The following is a 14,513-nucleotide window of genomic DNA, read 5'->3' as shown; positions in this document are numbered from 1 at the left end:
GTGGAGAATAACATGGCAATTGCAGCATTAACCGAAAATGTTGAAATGGCAACAGTATTAAAAAAAATCATTGAAGATAAACAACTATGGCTGGCTGAACAGCAAGCTAAAAATCCACTGGCTAACTTTAAAAGCAAAGTTGTACCGAGTGATCGTGATTTTTATCAAGCATTAACACAACCGAAAACGGTATTTATCTTAGAATGTAAAAAAGCGTCACCATCTAAAGGCTTAATTCGTGATGATTTTGATCCGGCAACTATTGCTAAAGTTTATAAAGATTATGCTTCAGCGATTTCAGTTTTAACTGATGAAAAATATTTTCAAGGTAGCTTTGAATTTTTGCCTATGGTACGTAATGAAGTCACACAACCAGTACTTTGCAAAGATTTTATTATCGATGAATATCAAATTTACTTAGCTCGATATTATCAAGCGGATGCTATTTTGTTAATGTTATCCGTGGTAAATGATGATGAGTATCGCCATCTTAGCCAAATTGCTCATCAACTTAAAATGGGAGTTTTAACTGAAGCAAGTACGGAACAAGAAGTTGAACGAGCCATTAATCTTGGCGCCAAAGTTATTGGTATTAATAATCGTAATCTTCGTGATCTGTCAGTAGATTTAAATCGAGTAAAAACATTATCTAAATCTATCCCCGATGATCGAATTATTATCAGTGAATCGGGTATTTACACTCATAATCAAGTTAAAGATCTTAGCCATTATGCTAACGGTTTTTTAATTGGTAGCGCGTTAATGTCTGAGTCAAATTTAAATCTAGCTATTCGTAAGGTGATCCTAGGTGAAAATAAAGTCTGTGGTTTAACCAGAGCGCAGGACGCGATAACTGTCTATCAAGCAGGTGCGATTTATGGCGGATTAATTTTTGTCTCTAATTCACCAAGATATATTACACCAACTAAAGCACGTAGTGTTATTGCAGCAGCACCATTAAATTGGGTGGGAGTTTTTAAAAATAGTGATATAGACGAAGTTTGCCAAATAGCGCAACAATTATCACTGTACGCAGTACAATTACATGGTCATGAAGATGATAATTATATTCAAACACTCCGCCAACAATTGCCAACAACTTGTCAAATTTGGAAAGCATTAAGTATTAGTGATAGTATTCCGAACCATGATAATCCATTAGTCTCTCGTTATATATTTGATAATGGTGCTGGCGGAACGGGTAAAAGTTTTGATTGGTCATTATTAAAGGGTAAAGATTTAAGTAATGTCATTTTGGCTGGTGGTATTAATCCACAAAATGTAAGTCAAGCACTCGCTACTGATGTTATTGGCGTTGACCTTAACTCAGGTGTTGAAATATCGGCCGGAATTAAAGATAAACAAAAAATTACAGCAGTATTTGAACAAATTTAACTAATTATATTGAAGGAATGGTTATGTCTAAATTAAATCCTTATTTTGGCGAATTTGGTGGTCAATATGTACCACAAATATTAATGCCAGTGCTAGAACAACTTGAGGATGCCTTTATATCGGCGATACACGATGCAAGTTTTCAAAAAGAATTTAATGACCTTTTGGTGAACTATGCAGGTCGACCAACCGCATTAACATTGTGTAAAAATCTTACTGCAGGTACCAAAACAAAACTTTATTTAAAACGAGAAGATTTAGTCCATGGTGGTGCCCATAAAACTAACCAAGTACTAGGCCAAGCATTACTGGCTAAAAGAATGGGTAAAACAGAGATTATTGCCGAAACGGGTGCTGGTCAGCATGGTGTCGCTTCAGCATTAGCTTGCGCATTATTAGGTTTAAAATGCCGAATTTACATGGGAGCAAAAGATGTTCAACGCCAAGCTCCAAATGTATTTAGAATGCGATTAATGGGTGCTACTGTCATTCCAGTTGAAACCGGTTCTGCCACGTTAAAAGATGCTTGTAATGAAGCATTACGTGATTGGTCTGGTAGTTATGAAACCGCACACTATATGTTAGGTACAGCTGCTGGCCCACATCCATTTCCGACCATTGTGCGTGAATTTCAACAAATGATTAGTCGTGAAGCAAAACAGCAAATTATGGAAAAAGAAGGTCGTTTGCCTGACGCAGTCATCGCCTGTGTTGGTGGTGGTTCAAACGCAATTGGTATGTTTGCTAATTTTATTGATGATAAATCAGTTAGATTAATTGGTGTAGAGCCCGGTGGACATGGTATTGAAAGTGGTGAACATGGTGCATCGCTAAAACATGGTAAACTTGGTATCTACTTTGGTATGAAAACACCAATGATGCAAACGGATGAAGGGCAAATTGAAGAGTCTTATTCGGTTTCTGCTGGCCTTGATTTTCCGGCAGTCGGACCACAACATGCATATTTAGATAGTATTGGTCGAGCAGAATATGTCTCTGCCACTGATGATGAAGCGCTTGAAGCCTTCAAAGCATTATCTCGAAGTGAAGGTATCATTCCTGCATTAGAGTCATCGCATGCATTAGCTTATGCACTGAAAATGATTAAAGAAAATCCAAATAAAGAACAATTATTAATTGTTAATTTATCTGGTCGTGGTGATAAAGATATCTTTACGGTTTATGATATATTTAAAGCAAAAGGAGAAATAGAATGAGTCGTTATCAAAAACTGTTTGATCGTTTAACAGTCGAAAAACGAGGTGCATTTGTTCCTTTTGTTCCAGTTGGTGACCCAAATCCACAACTTTCAAGTCAAATTATTCAAACCATGATTGATGCAGGGGCTGATGCGTTAGAATTAGGTATTCCATTTTCTGACCCAATGGCGGATGGACCAACAATTCAAAATGCTAATATTCGTGCTTTTAATGGCGGTATAACTGTTGAGAAATGCTTCGAAATCTTAACTAACATTCGAACTAGCAATCCAGATATTCCTGTTGGATTGTTAATCTATGCCAATTTAGTATTTAAAAATGGTATTGATAACTTTTATGCTAAATGCGCTAAAGCTGGTGTTGATTCTGTTTTAGTTGCTGATTTACCGGTTGAATATGCACAAGAGTTTACTGGTTCTGCAGAAAAACATGGCATAGCTCCGATATTTATCTGCCCACCTAATGCTGATGATGAGGTAATAAAAAATATTGCTAAGCATGGTAAAGGTTATACTTATTTAGTCTCACGAGCTGGTGTAACCGGTACTGAAAATCGTGCGAATAAACCGTTAACTCATTTACTGGAAAAATTGACAGAGTTTAAAGCACCGCCTGCGATTCAAGGATTTGGTATTTCAGAACCAAATCAAGTGAGTGAAGCAATTAAAACTGGTGCTGCTGGCGCAATTGCAGGATCGGCAACGGTCAAAATTATTGAGAATAACCTTAATAATCCAACCAAAATGTTGAGCGAACTAGCTAGTTTCGTTAAAACGATGAAAGCTGCAACGCAAAAATAATAACAGTAAAACTATCCGCTGATTATTCAGCGGAATTTATTACTTGAAAAAACAATAATTGTACTTATATTAATCATAACTTGAGATTAATTGTAATTAGTTGCGACACAAAATTATAGCTGCTTAGTTTTCAATGACTTTAAACGATTTTGATAATTCTAGTATGATTTTGGGTTGCATATTTTACAAAACATAGTATAATCTTCAGCCATCTATCGCGGGGTGGAGCAGCTTGGTAGCTCGTCGGGCTCATAACCCGAAGGTCGTTGGTTCAAATCCAGCCCCCGCAACCACTTAAATTTTCATTCATACATTAATCTATCCTATTATTATTGTCTGAAAGTTCGAATCAAGTGGCTTCATTATATTAAATTTTAAATGTAGCCTCGCTTGTCGGGGTTTTTTTATGCGTTATGATTCAAACGTGAGTTTAAAAGGAATGTTGGGCTTTATGCCCTTTTTTATTTTCTGCAGTGGAGGTTTGTTTGGCTAATTTAGAACAGCAATTGACCGATATCATTCAAGAACCAGTTAATGCGCTTGGTTTTGAGCTAGTTGGTATTGAATATATTCGTGGTCGCTATCCCGTTTTACGCGTATATATTGATAGTGAAAATGGTATTACCGTTGATGACTGTGCTGATGTTAGTCGACAAATTAGTGCGGTACTTGATGTTGAAGACCCTATCACAGACGCCTACAATCTTGAAGTTTCATCTCCAGGTATGGATAGGCCTTTGTTTACGCTTGAACACTATCAACGTTTTGTTGGTGAAGAAGTCATCGTCAGTTTGCGTATTCCTGTTGCCAATCGTCGCAAGTGGAAAGGACAGATTAAATCCATTGAGAATGAAATGATTACGTTTAATGTAGATGGAAATGATGAAGTGTTTGCTTTTAGTAATATTCAAAAAGCAAACATTGTACCGAATTTTAACCTTAAATAGAGTACAGGTGTAAAGGATGAATAAAGAAATTTTAGCTGTTGTTGAAGCAGTATCTAATGAAAAAGCACTTACCCGAGATAAGATTTTCGAAGCGCTTGAAACCGCATTAGCGACGGCCACTAAAAAGAAACATACTGTTGATATCGATGTTATTGTAAAAATCGATCACAAAACTGGCGATTATGATACGTTCCGTCGTTGGTTAGTGGTAAATGAAGTAACTCAACCTACCAAAGAAATAACCCTTGAAGCAGCACAGTTTGAAGATCCTGATGTAAAATTGGGTGATTACGTAGAAGAACAAATTGAGTCAGTCGCGTTTGACCGTATTACAACTCAAACCGCAAAACAAGTTATTGTCCAAAAAGTACGTGAAGCTGAGCGTGCAATGGTGATTGACATGTTTAGAAACCGAATCGGTGATATCGTTACTGGTATTGTTAAAAAGACCAATCGTGATAGTGTTATCCTTGATTTAGGTAATAACGCTGACGCAATGATGTCTCGCCATGATATGTTACCTCGTGAAAATTTCCGAATTGGTGATCGTGTGCGAGGTATTTTATATCTTGTTGAACAAGATAATAAACCAGCACAACTTTGTGTTAGCCGTTCAAATCCGAAAATGATGGAAGAGTTATTCCGCATTGAAGTGCCGGAAATCGGTGAAGAGATGATAGACATTAAAGGTGTATCTCGTGATCCAGGTTCTCGTGCAAAAATTGCGGTTAGCAGTAACGATCGTCGTATTGATCCTGTTGGTGCTTGTGTTGGTATGCGAGGCGCACGTGTTCAAGCGGTTTCAAATGAATTTGGTGGTGAGCGTATCGATATTGTTCTTTGGGATGATAATCCTGCACAATATGTTATCAATGCTATGGCGCCAGCCGATGTAGTGTCAATCGTGGTTGATGAAGATAAACACACTATGGATGTCGCAGTTAATGCTGAAACATTACCACAAGCAATTGGTCGTAATGGACAAAATATTCGTTTAGCATCACAACTTACTGGTTGGACGTTAAATGTTATGAGCACAGAAGATTTGCAAGAAAAACATCAAGCAGAATCTTTTGCAGCAATTAATAATCTAATGAAACATTTAGATATTGAAGAAGATCTTGCCCAGCTTTTAGTTGAAGAAGGTTTTACTTCATTAGAAGAACTAGCTTATGTACCAGTTGAAGAGTTATTAGAAATTGATGAACTTGATGAAGAGCTGGTTGAAGCATTAAGAAATCGAGCAAAAGATGCATTAACAACTATCGCTCTTGCTCATAGTGGTGACAAACGACCTGCTCAAGATTTATTAGATCTACCAGGTATGACACAAGAATTAGCCTATCAATTAGCACAACGAGATGTGGTAACTTTAGAAGATTTAGCTGAACAAGGTACAGATGATCTTGCGGATATTGAAGGTTTAACAAGCACACAAGCTGGCGATTTTATTATGGCTGCCCGTAATATTTGTTGGTTTGCAAATGAATAATTGAGGGAAAGTAATACATGACCAAAGTATCAATCGAAACACTGGCTCAAGAGATAAAAACTCCAGTGGAAACGCTTTTGCAACAGTTTGCTGATGCTGGTATTAAAAAAACTGCATCTGATTCTGTTACCCAAAAGGAAAAAGAAGCTTTGCTTGCGCATTTAAATCCTCAGCAAGGCCCAACAAAATTAACACTACAACGTAAAACACATTCAACATTGAATGTGTCAAGTGGCGGTGGTAAAAGCAAAGAAATTAAAGTTGAAGTTCGTAAAAAACGAACTATTGTTAAACAAGATCCAGCTGAATTAGAAAAAGCACGTCTTGAAGCAGAACAAAAAGCGCAACAAGAAGCTGAGTTAAAAGCGAGTAAAGAAGCCGAAGAAAAGGCAAAATTAGCTGCGGAAGAACAAAAGAAACGTGATGAAGCAGAAGCTAGAAAGCGTAGTCAAGAACAAAAGGCTAAAGCAGCTCAAGAACAAGCAGCTGATCCAAAAGTGAAAAAAGCACAAGAAGAAAAAGCACGTTTAGAAGCTGAAGCTAACGAAATTAAACGTAAAGCTGAAGAAGAAAACCGCCGTAAACTTGAAGAAGAAGCCAAACGTATGGCGGAAGAAGCGCGTAAACTTGCTGAACAATATAACGAAACAGAAGAAACCAATAATAACAGTGATGATGAAGATTATCACGTAACTACTTCTAAATATGCTCGTGCTGCTGAAGATGATACCGATCGTGAAGTCGAAGGCGGTCGAGGTCGTGGTCGTGGTACTAAACAGACTAAACAGAAAAAAGCCAGCAAATTATCTGAAGGTAAAGCTGAACGTGAAGAAGCTCGGGCTGTCACTCGTGGTAACCACAAGAAAAAAGGCAAAAGTACTTTACAACAAGGCTTTAACAAACCAGTTCAGGCTGTTAACCGAGATGTGGTTATTGGTGAAACCATTACTGTTGCCGAGCTAGCCAACAAAATGGCTGTAAAAGGCTCAGAAGTTATCAAAACCATGATGAAAATGGGGGCAATGGCAACTATTAATCAGGTTATTGACCAAGAAACAGCACAATTGGTTGCTGAAGAAATGGGACACAAAGTGGTACTTCGTCGTGAAAACGAACTTGAAGAATCACTAATGAGCGACCGTGATACAGGTGCAGAAAAAGTTTCACGTGCTCCAGTTGTGACTATCATGGGACACGTTGACCATGGTAAAACATCGCTTCTTGACTATATTCGTAAAGCGAAAGTTGCTTCAGGTGAAGCCGGTGGTATTACCCAGCATATCGGTGCTTACCATGTTAAAACCTCAAGTGGTGAAATCACCTTCTTAGATACCCCGGGCCATGCTGCATTTACTTCAATGCGTGCTCGTGGTGCTAAAGCAACGGATATCGTGGTATTAGTTGTTGCAGCAGATGATGGTGTTATGCCACAAACCATCGAAGCGATTCAACATGCTAAAGCCGCTAATGTACCAATTGTCGTTGCGGTTAACAAAATTGATAAACCTGAAGCCGATCCAGATCGTGTTAAAGGCGAACTAGCTCAATATGGCGTTATGTCAGAAGATTGGGGTGGGGATACTCAATTCGTTCATGTTTCAGCAAAAGCGGGAACAGGGATTGACCAATTATTAGAAGCGATTCTGTTACAAGCGGAAGTTCTTGAGCTTACTGCTTATGAAACGGGTATGGCTAGTGGTGTGGTTATTGAATCATTCCTTGATAAAGGTCGTGGTTCAGTAGCAACTGTGCTGGTTCAATCAGGTACTTTACGTAAAGGCGATATTGTATTGTGTGGTTTCGAATATGGCCGTATTCGTGCGATGCGTAACGAATTAGGTAAAGAAGTTACTGAAGCTGGTCCTTCAATTCCGGTAGAGATTTTAGGTCTTTCTGGTGTACCGTCAGCAGGTGATGAAGCGACAGTTGTTCGTGATGAAAAGAAAGCTCGTGAAGTAGCCCTATATCGTCAAGGTAAATTCCGTGATGTTAAACTAGCTCGTCAACAGAAAGCTAAACTTGAAAACATGTTTACTAACATGACTGAAGGTGATGTATCTGAACTTAATATCGTCCTTAAAGCTGACGTACAAGGTTCCGTTGAAGCAATTTCTGATTCATTACTTAAACTATCTACTGATGAAGTTAAAGTTAAAATCATTGGTTCAGGTGTAGGTGGTATTACTGAAACTGACGCATCACTTGCTGCAGCATCTAATGCAATCATTTTAGGTTTCAACGTTCGTGCTGATGCATCTGCGCGTAAAGTTGTAGAGGCTGAAAACTTAGACTTACGTTATTATTCAGTTATTTATGACCTTATTGATGAAGTTAAACAAGCAATGAGCGGTATGCTTGCTCCAGAATATAAGCAAGAAATTATTGGCCTTGCCGAAGTACGTGATGTGTTTAAATCACCTAAATTTGGTGCAATTGCTGGTTGTATGGTTACTGAAGGCGTAGTTAAGCGTCATAATCCAATTCGTGTATTACGTGATAACGTGGTTATCTATGAAGGCGAACTTGAATCACTACGTCGCTTCAAAGATGATGTTAACGAAGTTCGTAATGGTATGGAATGTGGTATTGGTGTTCGTAACTACAACGATGTTCGTGTTGGTGATAATATCGAAGTCTTTGAAACTGTCGAAATCAAACGTACTATTTAATTAATACGTTAACATGTTATAAGCAAGGTTTTAGCCTTGCTTATTCACATTTTAAGGAAAATAGATATGGCAAAAGCATTTAATCGATCATCTCGAGTTGGACATGAATTACAAAAAGAGATTGCGATTATTTTACAGCGTGAAATCAAAGATCCACGCTTAGGCATGGTGACTGTTTCTGGTGTAGATATTTCACGTGATCTCTCTTATGCCAAAGTATTTGTCACTTTTTTAAATGATGATGATCCACAAGTTATTGAACAAGGATTGAATGTCTTAAATGATGCAAAAGGGTATATTCGAACGTTGATCGGTAAAGCTATGCGTTTACGAATTATTCCTGAAATTAAATTCTTTTATGACGAATCGCTTGTCAAAGGTATGCAGATGTCTAGTTTAGTCTCTGATGTGATTAAGCAAGACAATGAACGTCATAAAGATTAATAATTAAAAGCACTCAATTTTTGTAAAAAATATTGAGGAGTGTTATCCGTTTCAAGTTAAATATCTATGATAAATATAAAAAAAATTCGCCGTGATGTTCACGGCGTTTTGTTATTAGACAAACCACAAGGCATGACATCAAATGATGCATTACAAAAAGTGAAAAGACTATTTAATGCTAAAAAGGCAGGTCATACTGGTGCTCTCGATCCTTTAGCAACGGGAATGTTACCGATTTGTTTTGGCGAAGCAACTAAATTTTCACAATACTTATTAGATTCTGACAAGCGTTATCGAGTAATTGCTAAATTGGGTGAGCGTACAGACACATCTGATGCTGATGGGCAAATAATCTGTACCAAATCCGTTGATGTTACTCAACTTCAAATTGAGCAAGCATTAACTCATTTTCGTGGTGATATTTTACAAGTTCCCACCATGTTTTCTGCTTTAAAATATCAAGGTAAGCCGCTTTATGAATATGCTCGTCAAGGTATTGTCATTGAACGGGAAGCCAGACCGATCACGGTTTACGAAAACCAGTTTATTCAATATGATTCGGCTAAACAGGAATTAACGTTAGAGATCCATTGTTCAAAAGGGACTTATATCCGTACTATCATTGATGATTTAGGTGAATTACTCGGTTGTGGAGCCCATGTGATTTATTTAAGACGTTTACAAGTGTCAAATTATCCAATCGATAAAATGATTAGCTTGGATGAGTTAGAAAATATTACTGATAAAACACAATTACTCATGCCGGTAGATAGTCCATTACAAGATAGTCCGAAAGTGCAATTGAATGATAGCCAAGGTAGCGATATCTTATTAGGTAGAACTATCAAATTAGCTGACAGTGTAGCAGTAGAAACTTTAGTTAGAATTTATCAAGATCAGCAATTTATTGGTGCAGGTATACAACTGTTGAATAAATTGTCACCTAAAAGATTGATTTCAACTTCCTAACTTTTTTAATTATCTTATTATTAACAAATAATTAGTTGATAAAAAAAGCTTCTGTTTCGATAATATGGCATCGTGCTAACGATGTCATATTTTGTTTAAGTAAATCACAAAGTAAGTGTACTGATTTATTGCCCATCTCATAGAGTGGTTTGTTAATTCTATTCAATTTATCCAAGTCATTATATTGATATTCATTGCTATGGCTAATATAAGCAATTGACAGCGATTTTAACAGATTTGATTGGCCTTTATTGACTTGATGTAAGGCACCAAATAGAGAACGATAACAAGATAAATAATTTTGTGCATGATAACTATCTGAATCGAAAAAAGATAAACTGCTTAAATCTTCAAAAATAATAGCTGTTGGTGGTTTATTACTATTTAATAAGGTTTTAATTGCATCTCGACCATGTTCATAAGTTAAACAGCCTTGAATGATATAGTCAGAATCAATTGATAAATTATGTCGTTGTAAGGATTGTTGATAACCTTGTAGAAAAAACGATGAGTTGATGCTTTTATCGCTATTAACAAAAATAGCGATCCGTTGGTTGCCTTTTTTAATTAATTGTTGCGTTGTTTTAAAACCAATTGTGAGATGATCAAAATAGACACAAGAAAAATTATGTTTAAAATGATTCACAAATACCATTGGCGGTAGTGATTTTTTATAACTATACAGATGGTCTAAATAAGGTGCTTGATTAATTATTAAAATACCAATAAAGCGATTTTGAGTAATGTACTGAATCAAATGATAAATATCACTGTCGTCTTGGTAAGAAAATTGTAAATAGCAAAATTGTAATTTAACTTCATATAAAGCTTGTTCAATACCAAAATTGATTAAACTTTTTGAAATAAGTTGGTTATCAATAATTAGTATTCTATTACTGGAATGATCTAGTTGGTAATCTTTCAAGTTTTCTGACAGATCAACATTTAAAGCTTTCATGGCTTGATAAACAATAGATTGAGTTCGTGACGATGTCATATTAGGAGTTCTTAGTACTCTAGATACAGATGCTACTGAAACCTTAGCTTTTTTCGCAATCGCTGATAATGTGATTTTTGCCATAATTCTCACTGCAATCGAATAACTGATAAAATCACTTTAACGAACAACAGCGAAATTGTAATTAGCTAATATCTATTTTTTCGAGCAATATTCCAAAGTTAGAAAACATCTTTTTTGCAAAATCTTTGGCAATATAGTGGTATAATTACTGCCATATTTTTTTAATTTGGGTTTAATATATGACTGCATGGAATATAGCTATTGTTGGTGCAACAGGGCAAGTAGGCTCTGCGTTGGTTGAGTTATTGCAAGAACATAGCTTACCAAAAAAAAGTTTTGAAATTGATAATCTTTACCTAGTAGGTAGTGATAACAGCGCTGGCGAAGTGGTGCGTTTTGCTGGTAAAAATTTAACGGTTATTGATAGTGAGCAGATGGATTGGAGTCAATGTCATTTTGCTTTTTTTGTTGCCGGCAGTAAAACCAGTGAAAAATATGCTCAAACAGCAGCGCAAGCAGGCTGTATTGTTATTGATGCTAGTGGTTTTTTTGCTGATCAGGATCATATTCCATTAATTGTACCGAAAGTAAATGACAGTGTACTCACCGAATATCGCAATGAAAACATTATAGCTGTTGCTAGCCCTACCGTTTCACAATTACTACGCTGTGTTGCTTCGCTAACCGATATTCAGTTATTGACTAATTTACATTTAAGTAGTTTTATTCCTTCTTCATTATATGGTAAACCAGGTGTTGACGAACTTGCTGGGCAAAGTGCTCGGTTACTAAATGGTATGCCTGTTGATAATCAACTGTTTGACAATCAACTTGCTTTTAATTTATTACCTGTTTCTCATGAGTCTGACCACTTAAGTTTAGGTGAACACTCACAAATTAATCAAATCCGTAAAGTGATAAGCAATTATGATTTACCTATCTCTATTGAATCAGTTATTGTTCCCGTATTTTATGGATTGGCCCAAGCAGTTAATGTTTCAAGCAGTTTACCAATTGAATTAGATATGGCCCGTTTTGGTGAATTTGGCGTTGAAGTAAAAAGTGAAGATTTACCAACACCGGTAACCGAAGTAAATACTGATGCTGAAAGTAATCTGACGATCAAACTTGCTAATTTACGACACAGTTATGGTAATTATGAGCAAATTCAATTTTGGTCAGTGGCGGATAATGTCCGTTATTCAGGTGGTTTAATGTTAATCGAGACGTTAGAGATCTTAATTAATGACTACCTGTAAGATTGCCTTAGGTATTGAATATGATGGTAGCGGTTATTTTGGTTGGCAACGTCAACAGCATGTTGATTCAGTACAACAAAGATTAGAATCAGCCTTGTCAGTAATCGCTAATGAACCTATCGCGGTATTTTGCGCAGGGAGAACTGATGCCGGAGTCCATGCAACAGGGCAAGTAATTCATTTTGAAACCACTGCTCAGCGTGCTGAAGGAGCATGGACAATGGGAGTCAATTCACATCTTCCTGACAATATCGCTGTACGCTGGGCAAAAAGTGTTGATGATAGTTTTCATGCTAGATTTAGCGCAACAGCTCGCCGTTATCGATATATCATTTATAATCATCGTTATCGTCCGGCTATTTTAGCTAAAGGTGTGTCACATTATTATTTGCCATTAAATGAAAAACTCATGCATCAAGCAGCACAATATTTATTAGGTGAAAATGACTTTTCATCATTTAGAGCTGCGCAATGTCAGTCACGGACTCCATGGCGTAATATTCACCATATTGAAGTTACAAGACAGGGTGAATATGTTGTTGTCGATATTAAAGCTAATGCTTTTGTTCACCATATGGTGCGTAATATTGTTGGCAGTTTGTTGGAAGTTGGTGCTGGTAACCAATCACCACAATGGATCGAAGCTTTATTAGTGTCAAAAGATCGTACCCAAGCAGCAGCAACGGCAAAACCTGAAGGATTATATTTGGTTCAGGTGGACTATCCATTAGAATATCAAATTCCTAATTGCGCTTTAGGTCCATTATTTATACAGTAAGCGAATTAGTTATAGGTTAAATTAATTTAAAAACACAAAGATGAATGCAATGAAAAATGATGAAACAAGTTCGAATAAAGAACTCAAAAATCAAGACGCAAAAAAATCAAAACTGCAAAATATAAAGTTGCCTCCTCATTCAATCGAGGCAGAACAAGCTGTGCTTGGTAGCCTAATGTTGGATAATCAACGTTGGGATGTTGTCGCAGAAATGATTACAGACCGTGATTTTTATTCTCGTCATCATCAATTAATATTTTCGGAAATGCATACCTTAGTCAGTCGTGGAACTCCGATAGATTTAATAACACTTTCTGAAAGTTTAGAAAGTAAGGATTTGCTGATCGATGTTGGTGGATTTGCCTATTTAGCTGAACTTTCTAAAAATACCCCTAGTGCGATTAATGTGGTTGCATATACCGATATTATTCGTCAACAAGCTATATTGCGTGAACTGATTAGTGCTTCAAATGAAATAGCCGACAACTGCTATTCAACTGAAGGTCGAGATAGTACGGAAATTTTAGACTTAGCTGAAAGCAAAATTTTCCAAATTGCCGAAAGTCGTACCAAGCAAGGTGAAGGGCCTAAAAATATTACCGATGTGCTTGAAGCTACGGTAGCAAAAATTGAAGAACTATTCCAACGCCCACATGATGGAGTGACTGGAGTATCAACAGGCTTCCTTGACCTAGACAAGAAAACCGCAGGTTTACAACGTTCAGATTTAATTATTATTGCTGCTCGTCCATCAATGGGTAAAACCACATTTGCTATGAATCTTTGTGAAAATGCCGCCATGATGCAAGAAAAACCGGTTCTTATTTTTAGTCTTGAGATGCCGTCAGAGCAAATTATGATGCGTATGTTAGCATCGCTATCACGTGTCGACCAAACTCGTATTCGTACTGGTCAACTACAAGATGATGACTGGGCTAGGATATCGAGCACTATGGGCTTACTCCTTGAGAAGAAAAATATCTATATCGATGACTCATCAGGATTAACACCTATGGAGTTGCGTTCACGAGCACGACGAATCTATCGTGAACATAAAGGATTAAGTATGATCATGGTCGATTATTTACAGCTTATGCGTGTACCTAATATTTCTGAAAACCGAACACTTGAGATAGCTGAAATTTCACGCTCATTAAAAGCATTAGCAAAAGAATTGCAAATCCCAGTGGTTGCACTTTCTCAGCTTAACCGTAGCTTAGAGCAACGTGCCGATAAACGACCTGTTAACTCTGACTTACGTGAATCAGGATCTATTGAACAAGATGCTGACGTGATTATGTTTATCTATCGTGATGAAGTCTATAACGAAGCTTCGGAACATAAAGGTATTGCCGAAATCATTTTAGGTAAACAGCGTAATGGTCCAATAGGTAAAGTGAGATTAAAATTCCAAGGTCAATTTTCAAGATTTGATAATTATGCTGATGCCGGTAAATATTTAGATGATGAATAATAAACTCAACTAAATAACTAGTGTAAATGTGAAAAAATATAACAT

The 14,513-nt window shown here is 36.8% G+C and carries 12 protein-coding genes and 1 tRNA gene; 12 read left to right on the top strand and 1 reads right to left on the bottom strand.

The features are described from left to right. The first annotated feature begins 12 nt into the window (after positions 1-12). The 9 genes from trpCF to truB all read left to right on the top strand — a co-directional run bounded on the left by trpCF (position 13) and on the right by truB (position 9,936). On the top strand, positions 13-1,395 hold the full coding sequence (trpCF, locus tag H3T54_RS07905) for a bifunctional indole-3-glycerol-phosphate synthase TrpC/phosphoribosylanthranilate isomerase TrpF (protein ID WP_232351539.1): 1,383 nt from the start codon (positions 13-15) through the stop codon (positions 1,393-1,395). 23 nt (positions 1,396-1,418) lie between these two features. Then, complete coding sequence (gene trpB, locus H3T54_RS07900) at positions 1,419-2,612, top strand: tryptophan synthase subunit beta (protein ID WP_110448324.1); 1,194 nt, start codon at positions 1,419-1,421, stop codon at positions 2,610-2,612. Beyond that, a complete protein-coding gene (gene trpA / locus H3T54_RS07895; RefSeq protein WP_198221891.1) occupies positions 2,609-3,415 on the top strand; it encodes a tryptophan synthase subunit alpha in 807 nt (268 codons plus the stop codon). Before trpB ends, trpA begins: the two co-directional genes overlap by 4 nt. Positions 3,416-3,631: 216 nt before the next feature. After that, a tRNA-Met gene (locus tag H3T54_RS07890) sits at positions 3,632-3,708 on the top strand. 192 nt (positions 3,709-3,900) lie between these two features. After that, complete coding sequence (gene rimP, locus H3T54_RS07885; RefSeq protein WP_065578449.1) at positions 3,901-4,362, top strand: ribosome maturation factor RimP; 462 nt, start codon at positions 3,901-3,903, stop codon at positions 4,360-4,362. 16 nt (positions 4,363-4,378) lie between these two features. Next, positions 4,379-5,854: a transcription termination factor NusA gene (gene nusA, locus H3T54_RS07880; protein ID WP_198221890.1), complete on the top strand. Its 1,476-nt coding sequence runs from the start codon at positions 4,379-4,381 to the stop codon at positions 5,852-5,854. A 17-nt stretch (positions 5,855-5,871) separates the two neighbouring features. Further along, positions 5,872-8,523, top strand: coding sequence for a translation initiation factor IF-2 (gene infB / locus H3T54_RS07875; RefSeq protein WP_198221888.1), 2,652 nt, complete (start codon positions 5,872-5,874; stop codon positions 8,521-8,523). Between the two features lie 66 nt (positions 8,524-8,589). Beyond that, positions 8,590-8,967: a 30S ribosome-binding factor RbfA gene (gene rbfA, locus H3T54_RS07870; protein ID WP_034882735.1), complete on the top strand. Its 378-nt coding sequence runs from the start codon at positions 8,590-8,592 to the stop codon at positions 8,965-8,967. Positions 8,968-9,033: 66 nt separating this feature from the next. After that, entirely contained in the window at positions 9,034-9,936 is a 903-nt protein-coding gene (gene truB, locus H3T54_RS07865; RefSeq protein WP_198221886.1) for a tRNA pseudouridine(55) synthase TruB, read from the top strand. 31 nt (positions 9,937-9,967) lie between these two features. Here truB and H3T54_RS07860 read toward each other — a convergent pair whose 3' ends face one another. Then, entirely contained in the window at positions 9,968-11,017 is a 1,050-nt protein-coding gene (locus tag H3T54_RS07860) for a LacI family DNA-binding transcriptional regulator (RefSeq protein ID WP_198221883.1), read from the bottom strand. A gap of 179 nt (positions 11,018-11,196) precedes the next feature. Here H3T54_RS07860 and H3T54_RS07855 point away from each other — a divergent pair, with 179 nt between their 5' ends. Genes H3T54_RS07855 through dnaB form a run of 3 tightly spaced genes read left to right on the top strand, consistent with a single transcriptional unit; the run spans position 11,197 to position 14,468 of the window. After that, complete coding sequence (locus tag H3T54_RS07855) at positions 11,197-12,216, top strand: aspartate-semialdehyde dehydrogenase (protein ID WP_198221881.1); 1,020 nt, start codon at positions 11,197-11,199, stop codon at positions 12,214-12,216. Then, positions 12,203-12,994 carry a tRNA pseudouridine(38-40) synthase TruA gene (truA, locus tag H3T54_RS07850; RefSeq protein ID WP_198221879.1) on the top strand — a complete coding sequence of 264 codons (792 nt, stop codon included), beginning with the start codon at positions 12,203-12,205 and terminating at the stop codon, positions 12,992-12,994. Before H3T54_RS07855 ends, truA begins: the two co-directional genes overlap by 14 nt. Positions 12,995-13,043: 49 nt before the next feature. Further along, entirely contained in the window at positions 13,044-14,468 is a 1,425-nt protein-coding gene (gene dnaB, locus H3T54_RS07845) for a replicative DNA helicase (RefSeq protein ID WP_086321043.1), read from the top strand. The last annotated feature ends 45 nt before the right edge of the window (positions 14,469-14,513 follow it).

Source organism: Gilliamella sp. B14384G10 (genome assembly GCF_016101685.1).
GTDB lineage: Bacteria > Pseudomonadota > Gammaproteobacteria > Enterobacterales > Orbaceae > Gilliamella > Gilliamella apis_A.
This window is presented reverse-complemented; position numbering and strand designations above follow the sequence as displayed.

Coding starts and splice junctions, on each gene's coding strand:
- dnaB (WP_086321043.1), top strand. CDS start 13,044: ATGAAAAATGATGAAACAAGTTCGAATAAAGAACTCAAAAATCAAGAC.
- trpCF (WP_232351539.1), top strand. CDS start 13: ATGGCAATTGCAGCATTAACCGAAAATGTTGAAATGGCAACAGTATTA.
- truB (WP_198221886.1), top strand. CDS start 9,034: ATGATAAATATAAAAAAAATTCGCCGTGATGTTCACGGCGTTTTGTTA.
- infB (WP_198221888.1), top strand. CDS start 5,872: ATGACCAAAGTATCAATCGAAACACTGGCTCAAGAGATAAAAACTCCA.
- trpA (WP_198221891.1), top strand. CDS start 2,609: ATGAGTCGTTATCAAAAACTGTTTGATCGTTTAACAGTCGAAAAACGA.
- H3T54_RS07860 (WP_198221883.1), bottom strand. CDS start 11,017: ATGGCAAAAATCACATTATCAGCGATTGCGAAAAAAGCTAAGGTTTCA.
- H3T54_RS07855 (WP_198221881.1), top strand. CDS start 11,197: ATGACTGCATGGAATATAGCTATTGTTGGTGCAACAGGGCAAGTAGGC.
- rbfA (WP_034882735.1), top strand. CDS start 8,590: ATGGCAAAAGCATTTAATCGATCATCTCGAGTTGGACATGAATTACAA.
- trpB (WP_110448324.1), top strand. CDS start 1,419: ATGTCTAAATTAAATCCTTATTTTGGCGAATTTGGTGGTCAATATGTA.
- truA (WP_198221879.1), top strand. CDS start 12,203: ATGACTACCTGTAAGATTGCCTTAGGTATTGAATATGATGGTAGCGGT.
- nusA (WP_198221890.1), top strand. CDS start 4,379: ATGAATAAAGAAATTTTAGCTGTTGTTGAAGCAGTATCTAATGAAAAA.